Source organism: Streptomyces sp. NPDC028305, assembly GCF_055569495.1.
This window is the reverse complement of the sequence record NZ_JBVHTN010000003.1, coordinates 117,023-130,673: the sequence shown is the minus strand read 5'-3', so window position 1 is coordinate 130,673 and position 13,651 is coordinate 117,023. Positions and strand designations below refer to the sequence as shown.

The window sequence follows — 13,651 nt, the reverse complement described above, 5'->3', positions numbered from 1 at the left end:
CCAGCCGTTGCCGATTTTGACGGGTGTTTGGTTGGAGTAGCCGCGTTGGCTGTTGCCGGGGTAGAGCCATAGGTCGCCGGTGGCGTTGTTGCGGGCGATGATGTCCTGGTGCTGGTCGCGGTCCCAGTCGGCCACCCCGAAAGAGCTATAGGCGCCGGTCGCGGCCGCAGCGCCGGTCGGGTTCAGCAGTTGCAGGGTGCTGGCGAACAGCACGGTGGTCAGGGCCCCGAGCCGCCGCTGTCTGCGGCGGTTTCCGAGGCATCGTAGGACGGTAGTGCGAGTACTGGCCTTCACGGTCCCTCCATGGACAGTGCGTCACAATGTCCGCCGCGATGCGTATCCGCCCCGGGGGGCATGCGACGGTCCATCACATTCCGGATACGGCATGCCGTTCTTCCGGTGCAGACAGGCAACGGCCCGCACACCGGGCTGCCATAGCGGCTGATTGCGCTCTCGATCGGATCGGGGACGCCGTCGGACGGCGAGTCCGGCGGCGCTGTCCCCCCTTGCGTGCCTCATGCACGGGCACCTGGAAGGAAACTATCCCCGGAGCGACGTCGTGTCGTGAGTAATCTGATACTCAATCCTGGCCATGGGCCCGCCGGGCCCGAGGATGGGGCTGGTCCGCGCAGGAGGGCTCGATGGAAGATCGGGAACAGCGTCCGGCGCCGCTGGGAGGCCCGGGTCCGTCTCCGGGGTCTTGGCCGCTCACCGGCCGGGACCACACATTGGCCGAGTTGCTCTCGCTGCTGGAGCACCCGGAGCGGCCTGCTCTGTTGATCGCCGGTCCCGCCGGTGTCGGCAAGACCCGGCTGGCCCGCGAGCTGCTGTCCCGGGCCGCCGCATCGCAGGGGCGGGTACTGGCGGCACCGGCCTCCCAGAGCGCCTCGCAGATCCCCTTCGGGGCGATGGCGCACCTCTTGCCGGCGACGCTACCCGCTGCCGAGGGGCGCCCCAATCTTCTGCGGATCCTCGCCGATGCGCTGCTTGCCCATGCCCGCGGAGGACGACAGATCCTGTTCGTCGATGACGTGCACCTGCTCGACACCGGATCCGCCTCCCTGCTGCTGCAACTGGCGGTACGTGGCGGCATCCGGATCGTTGTCACCGCACGTTCCGGTGTGCCGATGCCGGACGCGATCACGGCATTGCTGCGCGGCGGCTATGCCAGCCGGGTCGACGTGCCCGAGCTGAGCCCGGATTCCGTCGGTCTCCTGCTCGAGCGGGCACTCGGCGGCCCGGTGGAGAGCGCGACCGCGCGCCGGCTGTGGAAGTACAGCGGCGGCAATGCCCTGTGGTTGCAGCAGCTCGCGGACGCGGGGCTGGCCTCCGGGGCTCTGGCGGTCACAGCGGAGGTGTGGCGCTGGCAAGGGGCGTTGGATGTCAGTGAGCAACTGATCGATCTGGTGAGTCGCCGTATCGGACAGCTCCCTTCGGACGTGTCGCGCGCCGCGGAACTGCTGGCATTCGGGGAACCGCTCGGTGTGACGGTCCTCGAACAGCTCACCGGCGCCGCGGTGATGGACGAACTCGACCGCCGCAGCCTCATCACGAACGAGGAGGACGGCTGGCGCGCACAGGTACGGCTGGCCCATCCCCTCTACGGGGAGGTGCTGCGTCGGCGGACGCCTCCTCACCGGCGGCGGCGGTACTGCCGGGATCTGGCCGCGGCGGTCCAACGGACGGGCATGCGCCGACGCGAGGACCTTGCACGCGTCGGCGGCTGGCGGCTCGAAGCCGGCGATCTCACCGATCCGCAGCTTCTGCTCTCCGCGGCCGGCCATGCCATCATGACCATGGACTTCACTCTGGCGGCCCGGTTGGCCAAGGCGGCCTGTGACGCCGGCGGCGGCGCGCCGGCCCGGCGGGCACTGGCTGTTGCGTTCGGCCACACCGGGCACGGTGCGCAGGCGGAGCAGGCCCACAGCGGCCTGCCGCACACCGTTGCGCCCGATCGCGATCAGTTGCGGTCGGTGCAACTGCGCGCCGCCAACATGTACCTGTCCCTGGACCGGCCCTCCGACGCACTGGACCTGCTGCGCCGCGCCGAACAGGCGATGAGCGACAGCGCCGCGTGTGCGGAACTGGCGGCGCTACAGGCCGTCCTGCTCGCGGCGCAGGCCGACTGGCCGGCATATACGCAGGCCATTGCCCGCGCACGGCAAGGTGGATCACCGAACCCGCGCACAGCCGTGCGGATCCACTACGCGGAGTGCATCGATCACTTCTGCCACGGACGGCCAGGTGCCGCGTTGCAACTGATCGAATCGGCATTGCCGATACTGCCGGGCGAGGACGACCTGCCGATGTTACGAGCCGGTTTGCTGAGCTGGTTGGCCACCGCGCAGGCCTTCGCGGGTCGACTGGACGAAGCCGAAGCCACCGCCACCGCCCAGTACCAGCACGCACAGGATGTCCATTGGGTCGGCAGTCAGGGCGCCTGGCAGTTCTACCTCGGCAGGATCGCCGCCCGCCGGGGACGTCTGCGATCGGCCCGGCGGCACATGCGGGAGGCGGCCTCCACGCTGCGCGACGACACCACCTGGGGCCAGCAGGCGCTGCTGCTCGGCGAGTGGGCCACCATCGAAGCGCTGACCGGCAGCACGGCCAAGGCGCAGACGCTGCTCGACCAGGCGCACCTGGCCCGCGTGGAGTCCTACCGCATCCTCCACATCCCGGCCTTCTCGATGGCCCGGCCATGGATCCTGGCCGTTCAGGGCCGGGTACGCGACGCCACGCGACAGGCGATGCGCGCGGCCGACGACGCGCGGCGCGAGCACGTCCAGCTCTGGGAAGCGGAGTTGCTGCACATACCCGTACGGCTCGGCCGTCCCGCGGCCGTCACCGGGCGGCTCATGGAGCTCGCCACCGCCTCGGACACCCCGCACATCAGGATCTATGCCCAACACGCCGACGCACTCGCCACCCGAGACGCGGCCGCCATGGAGCAGGTCTGCACCGCGTTCGACACCATCGGCATGCGCCTCCACGCCGCCGAGGCCGCCGGGCACGCGGCGGACCTGTGGTTACGCAAGGGCAGTGCGCAGGACGCCCAGCGGGCCGCCGACCGATGCCACCGACTCGCGCACCACTGCGAGGGCGTCACGACCCCCGCCATCGCCGCCTGCCGAACGCCCGAGCTGACCGATCGGGAACGCGACATCGCACGCCGTGCCGCCACCGGAGAGAGCAGCCAGCACATCGCGAGGCAGCTCGGCATCACCGTGCGGACCGTCGACAACCACCTCTACCGGGTCTACCGCAAGACCGGCGTGACCAGCCGAAGAGAACTGCGGAAGGTCCTCGCGGTCGCCCCCGGCGCCGCTGATGAGGCTGCGGACGGATGAGAACCGGGCCGAGCCTGTGGGCGTCGGAATCCGGTCGGAGGCCCCTGTCGCCCGATTCGATCAGCGTCATGGGGTGTGGCGGCGGACCGCGTCGAGGAGTTGGTCGATGTCGTCCGGGGTGTGGGTGAAGGAGGTGACGAACCGGACGATCCCGGGCGCCCAGCGGTCGTGGTAGAAGGTGTAGCCCTCCGCGAGAAGCTGCTCGATTGTGTGCCGGGGCAGGCGGCAGAAGAGGAGGTTGGCCTGCGGGCTGCCCAGAAGTTCGGTGCCGGGGATGGCCTTGAGGCCGTCGCCGAGCCGGGCGGCCATCGTGTTGGCCTGGCGGGCGTTGCCCAGCCACAGGTCGTCGGTGAGGTAGGCGTCGAGCTGGGCGGCGTGGAAGCGCATCTTGGAGGCGAGTTGACCGGCGCGCTTGGCGCGGAAGGCGAGCTCGGTGGCCAGCGCGGGGTCGAAGGAGACGATGGCGTCGGCGGTCATGGCCCCGTTCTTGGTAGCGCCGAAGGACAGCAGGTCGATGCCGGCCTTCCAGGTCATCTCGGCCGGGGTGGCATCGAGATGGTCCAGGGCGTTGGCGAAGCGCGCGCCGTCCATATGGACGCGCAGTCCCGCGTCCTTGGCGATGACGCCCAGGCGGCGGATCTCGTCGAGGGTGTAGACGCTGCCGCTTTCGGTGGCCTGGCTGATGCTCAGCACGGACGGCTGGACGCTGTGTACGTCGCCGGCCCGGCGGCGCACCGCCGGTCCCAGGGCGTCGGGGTCGATCTTGCTTTCGTCGCCGGGGACGGTGACGAGCTTGGCGCCGTCGGTGAAGAACTCGGGCGCGCCGCATTCGTCGTTGTTGATGTGGCTGTCGGGGTGGCACAGCACGCTGCCCCAGGGCGGGGTGAGGGCGGCCAGCGCCAGGCAGTTCGCGGCGGTTCCGGTGGAGACGGGAAAGATATCGACGTCCCGTTCGAAGATCTCGCTCAGCTTGCGGCGGGCGCTGTCGGTGAAGGGGTCGTTGCCGTAGGGCGGGGCGTTCCCGGCCGCTGCCGCGGCGACGGCCCGCACTATCTCGGGTGAGGCGCCGGCCATGTTGTCGCTGATGAAGGCGCGGCCGGACGGGGTGACTGCGGTGGTGCTCATGGGGAGGGTTCTCTGGCTTTCAGGTGTTGATGGGGGAGGCGAGGACGACGGTGATGTCCGCGGGCTCGGTGTCGGTGCGGTAGAAGTGAGGGGCGTCGCCGGCGAAGGCGAGCATGTCGCCGGGGCCCAAGTCCTGCGGGGCGTCGACCGGACCGGCGGTCATGTGTCCGGTCGAGACGAGCAGGTGCTCGGTCGTGCCGGTGGCGTGGGGCACGCCGGCCAGCTCCGTCTCGGGCGGAACACGCAGGCGCCAGATCTCCAGGCTGTTGCCGCTGCTGATGCGGCGCAGCAGCTCTCGGGAGACTTCGCCGGGTTCGGCGACCGTACCGGGCCGGTAGACCGGGCCGGTGTCGGCCTCCCGTGCCAGCAGGTCGGCGAGCGGGATGCTCAACGCGATGGCGATCGCGTCCAGGGTGTCGATCGTCGGATTGCCCCTGCCCGCTTCCAACTGCGACAACGTGGCCTTGCTCAGCCCGGCGCGCCGGGCCATCTCGGCCGCGCTCATACCGCGCTGCCGGCGGCGCAGGCGGATCTTCGTACCGACCGCGGCGGCGGTGCTGCTCGCCGGCTGCCGACCGGACACAGAGGCTGCCATCAAAGACTCCGGTGGGCGGCGGTGTAGGAGACGCGGACGCGCCCCTTCTTGACCTTCAGTGTCGGCAGGACCACCTCGGCCAGATCGCCGAGGCTGCGCACATGGGTGCCCCCGCACGGCGCGGCATGCAGATCGTGCAGGTGCACCACGCGCCGCCCCTCGCCCTCGTACCGCGCGAAGACGGGCAGATCATCAGCGATCGCCACCGCCACCGAAGCCCGCAGGATGGCGGTCGCCTCACCCCGGCCATCCGGATCGGCCAACCGCGTCTCCGTCTCCGGCACCTGGAACTCGATCCGCGCCTGACCTGGGAAGTGGTTGTTGCTCACCATCTCCCAGCCCTGCATCCGCCCCACAGCCTCGACCAGGTGTCCGGCCGTGTGCAGCGCGGCATGCGCCATGCGCGCCTTCGGGTCGATCCGCGCCCGTACCTGCTGCCCCTCGGCGAAGAGAGGCAGGCTGCCGCCCTCCGGCGCCATCGCCACGATCAGCCCCGACTCGCGGTCCCGAACCGGAACGATCTTCGCGTCCTCCAGCCAGCCCCGGTCGGCGGGCTGGCCGCCGCCCTGCGGATGGAACGGACAGTGCTCGACAGCCACCCACGGCGCCCCGTCCCGGTGGCCGACTGCGATCACCCGCGTATCGGCCTGTTCCAGGTAGGTGTCATCGAGATAGGTGCTGATCTGTACAGCGTCTCGACTGATCCCAGTAGAACGAATCATACGTTCAGTATAACGAACTCAGCTAGAGTGTTGAACTAATCGTTCGGCATAGTGAACGATGCCCGCAACATCAGCTGGCTTGTCTCACCAAAGGTTGAGCGAAGGGTGTTCCGTCCCCAGCGGAGCGCGGGGCACGAGGCGATGGGGAAGACCGGGTGTGCTCACCGTGTCAACGCGAGCAGTTCATCGATCACCGGTTTCTCACCACCGTCACCGAGGTGAGCGATGGCCGCAAACGGCGCGATCACCTGGCTCCAGGCATGGAGCCGGTCGCCATCGAGCCCGCACGCCGCCGCCACGCGCGCGCAGCGGGTCTCGACGCCCTCCAGCCCGGCGCCGGCCAGGACGTAGTCCACAGCGTCGAAGCACGGATCACCGACACAGGCTTTCGGATCGATGGCCATAAGACCGCGGTCCGGGCCGCCGTCGAGGACGTTGCCCAGGTGCAGGTCACCGTGGAGCAACACGGTTGTCCCTTCCGTGTCCAGCAGCCGCTCGCACCGCTGGATGGCCCTGTCCCACGCGGTGACGTCCATCCGCGCACTGATCGCAGGCTCGGACAGCCGCCTGCCGACCCGGGCGAAGGCCTCCTCGCACCGCCCACGCAGCACACGCGTCGGCAGCGGAGGCGGAGCGACCCCGTGCAAGGCGGCGAGCAGATCCGACCACTGTTCCGGAAGCGAAGCAGCAGGCATGTCCTCCGCCGGTGTTCCGGGCACGATCTCCTCCAACACCATTGCACCCGCCTCCTCGTCGACGGCCAGCACAGAGGGCACCCGGCCCGAGGCAGCGAACCACCTCAGCATTTCGACCTGCTCGGCCAGAAGGGCCCGCTCCGGACTGATTTTCAGCACCGCAGGCGTGCCGTCGGGCCAACGGCACCGCAACGCGACCGACGAAGCACCGTCCGGGAGGGACTCACCGAGCGAAAGTCCCCACTGGGACGTCAGCCGCGCGATGAGATCCGGCGTGTCAGCGCACCATTCGGCAACCTGGGGGCCGAATCGACGTACCAACCGCGTAGTGACGCTCTCCACATCCACCGGCAGTCGTTTCACAGGGGTCAGTCTGCCGCTGGCGCGATCTTTGTCCACCGCTTTTCCACCGCTCGCTGCCCGTCCCGCAGCGCAGGGATTGAGGCGGCCGCTGAAACGGGGGCCCGGGCCGGAAAAGATCCTCCGCAAGCTTCAGGGACAGTGGAGACTGCGGGACAGCCCTCTGCGATGTGATCAGGAGCCCCAGTGGACGACATGGAATTCGCCGAAACTCTGGAGACGGTCCTGCGGGACCTCCAGGCGCAGTGCGCGGTGCAGCCGCGGATACGTGCGGACGACACGTACGGGATCGTGCTCTTCGCCCCGGACGGTTCGGGCCAGGGCCTGACTTCACCACCTGGTGGCACCGCCGCAGAGCGGCTGGCGAACCTGGCGGATCAGGTCCAGGAATGGGCGGTGGAGGCACTGTGGAGCGAAGGCGCATCGGCGGTCTGGCCACAGTGCCCGACGCACCCAGACACGCATCCGCTGACGGCGACAGTCCGCACGGACACGGCGGTGTGGGTATGCCCGAAGAGGGGAACGACGCTGGCGCGGATCGGGGAACTGGAGACCCAATAGAGCGGGCGAGGGCATGCGGCGGAATATGGCAGAGGCGGGGGAATTATTGAACTGGAGGTCGCCCAAACTGCCGACTGTAACTATTTCCGACTGCGCAGACTCGCGGCGCCGGCTGAAATATCGGGCTGATAATGGAAAACCTGCGGATGTCAAACCGGGAGGGCGCCGCTCGATCAGAGCCGTGGCGCAGGGCCTCTGGTTTGGGTGGTCGGCCCGGACGACGGGATGGGTAGGTCCACTTCCAGGCGATGGGCCGTGCGCGCCAGCGAAGGACCGACCATGGCCCGGCACCGTGTGCGCGGTGCCGGGCCGTGAGTCTGCCGACGGGTGAGCGGTCAGCCTTGGCGGGCCTTGAAGCGTGGGTCCTTCTTGTTGATCACGAAGGTCACGCCACGGCGGCGCACCACCTGGGCGCCGGGCTTGGTCTTCAAGGAGCGCAAGGACTTGCGTACCTTCATCGTGGTCCCCTTCCAGGATCGAACGGGTCCGGCCGTCAGTGGCGAATGGGAGCGGTGCGGCCGTAGCGCCGCTCGAAGCGCTCCACCCGACCAGCGGTGTCCAGGACCCGCGAGGTGCCGGTGTAGAACGGGTGGCTCGCCGACGAGATCTCAACGTCAACGACCGGATACGTGGCGCCGTCCTCCCACTCGACCGTCTGCCGGGCGTCGATGGTGGAGTGGGTGAGCAGCTGGAATCCCGATGCGCGGTCGCGGAAGACAACGGGGCGGGAGATGGGGTGGATGCCGGACCTCATGGGTTGTGCCTCCTCAGGGGGCCTCCGTCGCCGGACGACGGAGGCAGGTGTCAACGTTCTTCGCGGAACAGGACGTGCTCGCCGACCACCGGGTCGTACTTGCGCAGGACCAACCGGTCGGGGTCGTTCAAACGGTTCTTGCGGGTCACGTAGGTGACTCCGGTACCGGCCGTCGACCTCAGCTTGACGACGGGCCGCGTGGTGCTGCGTGCCATGGGGGACTCCTTTCGCCACCACCCGAGTCTCGAATGACTCGGCCATGTCAGACGTCCCCTTCAACCACACGACCCGGCACCACATTCCCGGTGGTGACCGTCTCGGCGAGCGAAGGGGGCGCATCAAAAAATGTCCGCCACCGCCCTCCACGCGCTGGACGGCGCTCATCTGTACATGGCCGCCGGCGACGTCATGGTCGACGGCAGCGGCATCCGCGACCTTTCCGTGCCCACCTTTCTGATCGAGCACGAACAGGGTCTCGTGTTGATCGACACCGGGCTGGCCCCGGAGAGCTTCGGCGGGCCGGAATATGGGCGGGAGGCGGTCTACGGGGACATCCGCGATTTCGCGATCGCCCGCTGCGAGCGGGGAAAGTCCGTCATCGACCAGCTCGCCACGGTGGGCAAGCGCCCGGAGGACGTTACCCATGTGGTTCTCACCCACGACCACTTCGATCACACCGGGGGGCTCCCTCACTTCCCTCAGGCCATCCTCCACATCGGCAGGGCCGACTGGGAAAACGTGCAGGGGGAGTGCTTCAACGCCTGTTGGCGAGACGAACGTCAAGTGGTGCGTGCAGCATCGGCTGTGGTCGCGTTGGTACGGGTGTAGCGGGCCCTCATGGCGGGGCTGGCGGCGGGGCCGGCGGCAAATATGTATGCGTGGCCGTCGTCGAGGCGGCGGCCACTCTTGGCATCGACAACCACGGGGTCGACTTCTTCGCCGCTTCCGGTGTCGATCAGGATCATGCTGCGCTGCTCGGGAGCGAGGCGGGAGTTGCCCCAAGCCGCCAGAGTGATGATCACCGGGCGCAGGGAGCGGCCCAGGTCGGTCAGGACGTACTCGTAGCGGACGGGGTTGGTCTGGTAGGGGCGGCGCTCCAGCAGGCCGTCGGCGACCAGAGTCTTGAGGCGTGCGGTGAGCATGCTGGTGGAGATGCCGAGGTTCTCCTGGAACTGGTCGAAGCGGGTGTAGCCGTCGAAAGCGTCGTGGAGGATCAGCAGCGTCCACCACTCGCCGACGTGCTGCACGGTCGTGGACAGCGGGCATTCGAGGTCTTCCGCCCTGATGCGGCTTGCCAAGGTTAGCCACCTCCGCAGAGTTACTGCTAAAGTCGAAGTTAGTAGCTTCTATTTTAGCAGTAATGGTGGGCGCGGTGTTCACACCTGCCCGCACACCGAAACGGAACCCGTCATGACCACACCCGTCAGCGAAATCAGCGAATCCATGGAGGGCCGACGCGCCCTGGTCACCGGCGGCACGAAAGGCGTCGGTGCGGCCGTCGCCCGACGCCTGGCCCAGGCCGGCGCCACCGTGCTGGTGACCGCGCGCAGCCGCCCGGACGGCGTCGCGGCCTCAGACATCATCACCGCGGATCTGGCCACCCCCGAAGGTGCCGCCACCGTGATCGAGGAAGCCCTCCACCGCCTCGGCGGCGTCGACATCCTGGTCAACAACCTGGGCGGCTCGGAAGCACCCTCGGGCGGATACGCGGCCCTCGGCGAGGACGACTGGGCCAGGGAACTCAACGTCAACCTCCTCGCCGCCGTCCGCCTGGACCGTGGCCTGCTGCCGGCCATGATCGAAGCGGGCCGTGGCGTCATCATCCACGTCTCCTCGATCCAGCGCCGCATGCCGCTGTGGAACGGCACCCTCGCCTACGCCGCCGCCAAGTCCGCGCTGAGCACCTACAGCAAGGGCCTGGCCAACGAGGTCGCCCCGCACGGCGTCCGTGTCAACACCGTTGCTCCCGGCTTCGTCCAGACCGCCGCCGCTGACCACCTCGTCGCCCGGATGGCCGAGAACGCCGGCACCACCAACGAAGCGGCACTGAACCAGCTCATGGACTCCCTCGGCGGTATCCCGCTGGGCCGCCCCAACCGTCCGGAAGAAGTCGCCGAACTCGTCGCCTTCCTCGCCTCCGACCGCGCCTCCGCCATCGTCGGCGCCGAGCACGTCATCGACGGCGGCACCATCCCCACCGTATGAACCCTCCGACTCCCAGGAGCCGCCATGCACACCGAGCAGCCTCAGAACATCGCCCCCAACGCCCTGCCCGAGGTGATCACCCGCTATCTGGAAGCCCACCGCGGCAAAGACACCGCCGCCGCACTCGGCGCCTTCCACTCGGACGCCACCGTGACCGACGAGGGCAGGGTCCACCGGGGTGCCCTGGCGATCGAGACCTGGCTGACCCGCTCCGCCGGCGAATACACGTACACGATCGAACTCACCGGGGCATTGAAGATCGACACGACCCACTACGTCGCCACACACCACCTTGAGGGCAACTTCCCAGGCGGGGTTGTGGACCTGCACTACCGCTTCACCCTCAGCGAGGGCCTCATCCAGGGCCTTCTCATCGAACCCTGACGCGCGGCCCCGGCACGGCGGGAATCGGCCCCGGTTCAGTAGGTGGCGGGCCCCTTACACGGACCGCGAACCCGGGCCGGTTGTGCGACCTGCGCTTGGCTCGGGGTATGGATGGCCTGCTCGGGAGGGCATCGCAGGTTGGGCTCCAGCGTCGCGATGTCACTTCCGCCGACCCAGAACCGGCCGGGCCCCAACCGAGAGTTCTGCATGGCCTGGACGCCGGCCCAGGCCAGCGGGCCTGTGTTGCTGCGGAGCCTGAAGGATCAGGTGACGTTCTTTTCCAGGGCGGCGAGGTAGCTGTGGATGGAGTGGTCGCGTACGCCGTCGCTGGCGGGGGCGAAGAGGTCGGCGGTGAGTCCTTTGATGCGGTCGGTGAGCCCGCCCAGGAGGGACATGGACTCGTGGACTGTGCCGTCCGAGTCGATGTAGCGCAGGGCGTCGACGTGGGTGTAGGCGGGCTCGGGCGGGAGCTGGGGGACGATGTCGTTGTTGTTGACGAACCGGTACATGCGTTCTTTGAAGCCCTTGTTGTACGCAGCGGCCAGCAGGCGGTCGCAGGTGCGGGGCTGGCCGTAGGTGTAGACGCCGTCGGCGGTGAGCCGGGGGTCTTCCAGGTACATGCGGGCGCCGGCGATCATGGCCAGTGCGCCGCCGAGGCTGTGGCCGGTGAAGTAGACGCTCTGGCCGTTGCCGCGCAGCTGGGCGTGGGCGTCTTTGAGGTCGGGGTAGATGGAGTCGAGGGCTTCGGCGAAGCCGTAGTGGACGTAGCCGGTGTTCGCGGGGCCGGGCCAGGGTGGGGTGGTGGCGTCGGAGAGCCAGTCCTTGATCTGGGCCGGTTCCGTACCGCGGAACGCGGTGACCATCATGGTCTCGCTGGCCAGGGTGTAAGCCTGGGTGTCTTCGAGGGGGAAGGGCGGGGTGAAGCGGGTCCGGTGGTGGCGGATGGTCGTAAAGCCCCACGCACGGGCTTGCTGCTCGATGGTGGCCTCGTCCTTGTAAGCGAGGTCGGATGCCTGAGCCAGCCAGTAGGCGCGGTCCACGCTGTACCCGGCCGGCAGGCCGTCGATCCTGACAGATGCAGCCACGGTTGATCCCTTCACGGAGGAGATGGGTGTGACACGGGGCGCCCCGGCCGCGGGCGACCAGCGAGCCCGGGGTGACCAAACCCGTCATAGCTGGCGCGCCGGTGGCGGGCGGTAAGACACACGCGCTGCTCACCCTGATCGCCCAAGGTCTTCGGCACCCAATGGCGGCTCGGTGTGCGGGCGCGCCGATCGGCGGCGCGCCCCCGGTACTGAACGGCCGGCCGGGCTGACCGCCGGAGAACAGCCAGGGAGAGTCTGTCCGGCCGAGGACAGCATGGCTGCGGCGAATCGCGCCCTGCGGGCAGGTCGACGGGGACGTCGCCGAGTCGGAGGCGGACTGCTCCGCCGGTCTGCGGGGCCGTCTGCCGGACCAGGAATCGAGGCTAAAGGAGACGGAGTTACCGATTTCACATGTGCACACAGGCCCGTTTATGATCTTGGTTGTGACTGTGCAGAACTCTGACAAGACGCCGTCCCGTAAGCAGCGACTCCAAGAGAAGCAGCGTCGCCAACTGTCGGTGGTCGACACCGTTGACAAGGCCGAGGTCAAGGTCCGCAAGGCAGAAGCCGAACTGGCCGTTGCTGTCGCAGAGGCGGTGCAGGTGTTCGGCGACGAACGCTCCGCCTCTGAGGGGCTCGACATGCCCGTTGAAGCCATACGTCGTTTCGTCGGCATCGCGGCGAACGAAACCGCCTTGGCCGACGAGACCAACCCCGCTGGCCGGTCATAAGCTTGTGGCGGTCGCCTGGTGGCGGGTGAGGCGGGTGAGGCGGGTGATCAGGTCGATGATGGCGGCGCCGCGTTCATGATCGAGGGCGCTGATGGGCTCGTCGACCAGGAGAATGGTGGGGTTGTTCATCAGGGCGCGGGCGATGTCGACGCGCTGACGCCGGCCGCCGGAGAGTTGGCGGGGGTGGCGGTGCGCGCGGTCGGCGAGGCCGACGGCATCGAGTAGTTCCATGGCCCGGCCGCGGGCCTTGGCGGGGGAGCGGCCATCGATCCGGGCCATGACCTGCGGTTGTTCGGCGGCGGTGAGCGAGAGCAGCAGATTGGGCTGCTGGAAGACGATCCCGATCTTACGGCGGCGCAGGTCGGCGAGTTCGCCATGGGTCATCCCGGTGGTGGTGATTCCGTCGACGGGGACGGGACCGGTCGCTCCCAGAGGCCGGTCAGGTGTTCGTGGAGGACGTCGTGTGCCTCTTGCGGGGTGAGGTGACCGATGAGGACGTGCGTGGTGAGGCCGTCCGCAAGGGCGAGGAGGGCGCGGGCCTCGCGCGCTGGTTCGAGAGGCACGGCGCGGCCAGCGCCCTCGCCGACTTCCGAGATGAGTCGGGTGAACGTCTCTTGCAGGGCTGCGTAGTTCGCCTTCAGCGTCTCGGCGAGCGCCTTGCTGACAGCCGCCTGCGCGACAAAGGCGAGCCAGACCCGGGCCTCGGCGCGGTGTTCTTCCCTGAGCAGTGAGATCTCGGTGGCGGCGTGGCCCAGGGCGGTGCCGGCGGACTGGGCCGGGCTCCTGACGAGGCGGGCCTGCACGCGCTCGCTGATCCGCTCGCTGACGTGCCCAAGAGCGAATACGAGCATCTCTTCCTTGGTGCGGAAGCACCGCTGAACGGCGCCCATGGACACCTGCGCGCGAGCGGCGACGTCGCGAAGGGTCACGCCCTCAAGGCCACGTTCGTCGGCGAGGTGGCAGACGGCCTCGGCGATGAGGCGGCGTCGGCCCACGTGGTCCACCTGCCTGGGCATGCCCGGTCGCCTCCCTGCTCCACGGTTCTCTGCTCGCAGCGCACTTTATGCGATGCGCTCGTATCGGTACC

The 13,651-nt window shown here is 68.8% G+C and carries 16 protein-coding genes and 2 pseudogenes; 6 read left to right on the top strand and 12 right to left on the bottom strand.

The genetic code is table 11. From position 1 onward, the window contains the following. A pseudogene (locus ACZ4WQ_RS11970) lies at positions 1–213 on the bottom strand (FG-GAP repeat domain-containing protein); the annotation flags it as partial. 428 nt (positions 214–641) lie between these two features. Between ACZ4WQ_RS11970 and ACZ4WQ_RS11965 the strand changes: the two are divergent. Beyond that, positions 642–3,347: an AAA family ATPase gene (locus tag ACZ4WQ_RS11965; protein WP_398372554.1), complete on the top strand. Its 2,706-nt coding sequence runs from the start codon at positions 642–644 to the stop codon at positions 3,345–3,347. 66 nt (positions 3,348–3,413) lie between these two features. Here the strand turns inward: ACZ4WQ_RS11965 and ACZ4WQ_RS11960 are convergent, their stop codons facing one another. The 4 genes from ACZ4WQ_RS11960 to ACZ4WQ_RS11945 form a co-directional block, all read right to left on the bottom strand. After that, the gene (locus tag ACZ4WQ_RS11960) at positions 3,414–4,472 is read right to left on the bottom strand and encodes a threonine aldolase family protein (protein ID WP_398372556.1); all 1,059 of its coding nucleotides are present in this window, start codon (positions 4,470–4,472) and stop codon (positions 3,414–3,416) included. A 19-nt stretch (positions 4,473–4,491) separates the two neighbouring features. Next, positions 4,492–5,067: a helix-turn-helix domain-containing protein gene (locus ACZ4WQ_RS11955; protein ID WP_398372558.1), complete on the bottom strand. Its 576-nt coding sequence runs from the start codon at positions 5,065–5,067 to the stop codon at positions 4,492–4,494. Further along, positions 5,067–5,789, bottom strand: a complete 723-nt coding sequence (locus ACZ4WQ_RS11950) for a metal-dependent hydrolase (protein WP_398372560.1) — start codon at positions 5,787–5,789, stop codon at positions 5,067–5,069. Before ACZ4WQ_RS11950 ends, ACZ4WQ_RS11955 begins: the two co-directional genes overlap by 1 nt. Positions 5,790–5,950: 161 nt before the next feature. Next, positions 5,951–6,826, bottom strand: coding sequence for an aminoglycoside phosphotransferase family protein (locus ACZ4WQ_RS11945; protein ID WP_398373001.1), 876 nt, complete (start codon positions 6,824–6,826; stop codon positions 5,951–5,953). Positions 6,827–7,039: 213 nt separating this feature from the next. Between ACZ4WQ_RS11945 and ACZ4WQ_RS11940 the strand changes: the two genes are divergently transcribed. Continuing rightward, positions 7,040–7,405: a hypothetical protein gene (locus tag ACZ4WQ_RS11940; RefSeq protein ID WP_398373003.1), complete on the top strand. Its 366-nt coding sequence runs from the start codon at positions 7,040–7,042 to the stop codon at positions 7,403–7,405. Between the two features lie 335 nt (positions 7,406–7,740). Here the strand turns inward: ACZ4WQ_RS11940 and ykgO are convergent, their stop codons facing one another. From ykgO to rpmG, 3 genes are read right to left on the bottom strand one after another with little or no spacing between them, the layout of a single operon-like run. Then, complete coding sequence (gene ykgO, locus ACZ4WQ_RS11935; RefSeq protein ID WP_030322549.1) at positions 7,741–7,863, bottom strand: type B 50S ribosomal protein L36; 123 nt, start codon at positions 7,861–7,863, stop codon at positions 7,741–7,743. 35 nt (positions 7,864–7,898) lie between these two features. Next, positions 7,899–8,159: a type B 50S ribosomal protein L31 gene (locus tag ACZ4WQ_RS11930; RefSeq protein WP_311721495.1), complete on the bottom strand. Its 261-nt coding sequence runs from the start codon at positions 8,157–8,159 to the stop codon at positions 7,899–7,901. 50 nt (positions 8,160–8,209) lie between these two features. After that, a complete protein-coding gene (gene rpmG / locus ACZ4WQ_RS11925; protein ID WP_311721496.1) occupies positions 8,210–8,374 on the bottom strand; it encodes a 50S ribosomal protein L33 in 165 nt (54 codons plus the stop codon). A gap of 130 nt (positions 8,375–8,504) precedes the next feature. On the opposite strand from rpmG, the gene ACZ4WQ_RS11920 reads away from it, so the two are divergent. Next, positions 8,505–8,987 (top strand): MBL fold metallo-hydrolase, encoded by a 483-nt coding sequence (locus ACZ4WQ_RS11920; RefSeq protein WP_398372564.1) that lies wholly within the window; start codon positions 8,505–8,507, stop codon positions 8,985–8,987. Here ACZ4WQ_RS11920 and ACZ4WQ_RS11915 read toward each other — a convergent pair. Next, positions 8,939–9,457 carry a winged helix-turn-helix transcriptional regulator gene (locus ACZ4WQ_RS11915; protein ID WP_398372566.1) on the bottom strand — a complete coding sequence of 173 codons (519 nt, stop codon included), beginning with the start codon at positions 9,455–9,457 and terminating at the stop codon, positions 8,939–8,941. The genes ACZ4WQ_RS11920 and ACZ4WQ_RS11915 overlap by 49 nt on opposite strands. Positions 9,458–9,569: 112 nt before the next feature. On the opposite strand from ACZ4WQ_RS11915, the gene ACZ4WQ_RS11910 reads away from it, so the two are divergent. Next, positions 9,570–10,364: an SDR family oxidoreductase gene (locus tag ACZ4WQ_RS11910; protein ID WP_398372568.1), complete on the top strand. Its 795-nt coding sequence runs from the start codon at positions 9,570–9,572 to the stop codon at positions 10,362–10,364. 24 nt (positions 10,365–10,388) lie between these two features. Continuing rightward, positions 10,389–10,748 (top strand): nuclear transport factor 2 family protein, encoded by a 360-nt coding sequence (locus ACZ4WQ_RS11905; protein WP_398372570.1) that lies wholly within the window; start codon positions 10,389–10,391, stop codon positions 10,746–10,748. A 263-nt stretch (positions 10,749–11,011) separates the two neighbouring features. On the opposite strand, the gene ACZ4WQ_RS11900 is transcribed toward ACZ4WQ_RS11905, so the two are convergent. After that, a complete protein-coding gene (locus ACZ4WQ_RS11900) occupies positions 11,012–11,833 on the bottom strand; it encodes a lipase family protein (protein ID WP_398372572.1) in 822 nt (273 codons plus the stop codon). Between the two features lie 443 nt (positions 11,834–12,276). On the opposite strand from ACZ4WQ_RS11900, the gene ACZ4WQ_RS11895 reads away from it, so the two are divergent. Beyond that, positions 12,277–12,564, top strand: coding sequence for a hypothetical protein (locus ACZ4WQ_RS11895; protein WP_311721502.1), 288 nt, complete (start codon positions 12,277–12,279; stop codon positions 12,562–12,564). On the opposite strand, the pseudogene ACZ4WQ_RS11890 reads toward ACZ4WQ_RS11895, so the two are convergent. Both ACZ4WQ_RS11890 and ACZ4WQ_RS11885 read right to left on the bottom strand, forming a co-directional pair. Further along, positions 12,562–12,984 (bottom strand): annotated as a pseudogene (locus tag ACZ4WQ_RS11890) (ATP-binding cassette domain-containing protein); the annotation flags it as partial. The gene ACZ4WQ_RS11895 and the pseudogene ACZ4WQ_RS11890 sit on opposite strands and share 3 nt — an antisense overlap. After that, on the bottom strand, positions 12,945–13,580 hold the full coding sequence (locus ACZ4WQ_RS11885; protein ID WP_311721503.1) for a TetR/AcrR family transcriptional regulator: 636 nt from the start codon (positions 13,578–13,580) through the stop codon (positions 12,945–12,947). The pseudogene ACZ4WQ_RS11890 and the gene ACZ4WQ_RS11885, both read right to left, overlap by 40 nt. Between the last annotated feature and the right edge of the window lie 71 nt (positions 13,581–13,651).

Excerpts from the sequence above, each read along its gene's own strand:
- ACZ4WQ_RS11930 (WP_311721495.1), bottom strand. The coding sequence starts at position 8,159 with ATGAGGTCCGGCATCCACCCCATCTCCCGCCCCGTTGTCTTCCGCGAC.
- ACZ4WQ_RS11950 (WP_398372560.1), bottom strand. The coding sequence starts at position 5,789 with ATGATTCGTTCTACTGGGATCAGTCGAGACGCTGTACAGATCAGCACC.
- rpmG (WP_311721496.1), bottom strand. The coding sequence starts at position 8,374 with ATGGCACGCAGCACCACGCGGCCCGTCGTCAAGCTGAGGTCGACGGCC.
- ACZ4WQ_RS11940 (WP_398373003.1), top strand. The coding sequence starts at position 7,040 with ATGGAATTCGCCGAAACTCTGGAGACGGTCCTGCGGGACCTCCAGGCG.
- ACZ4WQ_RS11960 (WP_398372556.1), bottom strand. The coding sequence starts at position 4,472 with ATGAGCACCACCGCAGTCACCCCGTCCGGCCGCGCCTTCATCAGCGAC.
- ykgO (WP_030322549.1), bottom strand. The coding sequence starts at position 7,863 with ATGAAGGTACGCAAGTCCTTGCGCTCCTTGAAGACCAAGCCCGGCGCC.
- ACZ4WQ_RS11910 (WP_398372568.1), top strand. The coding sequence starts at position 9,570 with ATGACCACACCCGTCAGCGAAATCAGCGAATCCATGGAGGGCCGACGC.
- ACZ4WQ_RS11905 (WP_398372570.1), top strand. The coding sequence starts at position 10,389 with ATGCACACCGAGCAGCCTCAGAACATCGCCCCCAACGCCCTGCCCGAG.
- ACZ4WQ_RS11965 (WP_398372554.1), top strand. The coding sequence starts at position 642 with ATGGAAGATCGGGAACAGCGTCCGGCGCCGCTGGGAGGCCCGGGTCCG.
- ACZ4WQ_RS11955 (WP_398372558.1), bottom strand. The coding sequence starts at position 5,067 with ATGGCAGCCTCTGTGTCCGGTCGGCAGCCGGCGAGCAGCACCGCCGCC.
- ACZ4WQ_RS11920 (WP_398372564.1), top strand. The coding sequence starts at position 8,505 with ATGTCCGCCACCGCCCTCCACGCGCTGGACGGCGCTCATCTGTACATG.
- ACZ4WQ_RS11885 (WP_311721503.1), bottom strand. The coding sequence starts at position 13,580 with ATGCCCAGGCAGGTGGACCACGTGGGCCGACGCCGCCTCATCGCCGAG.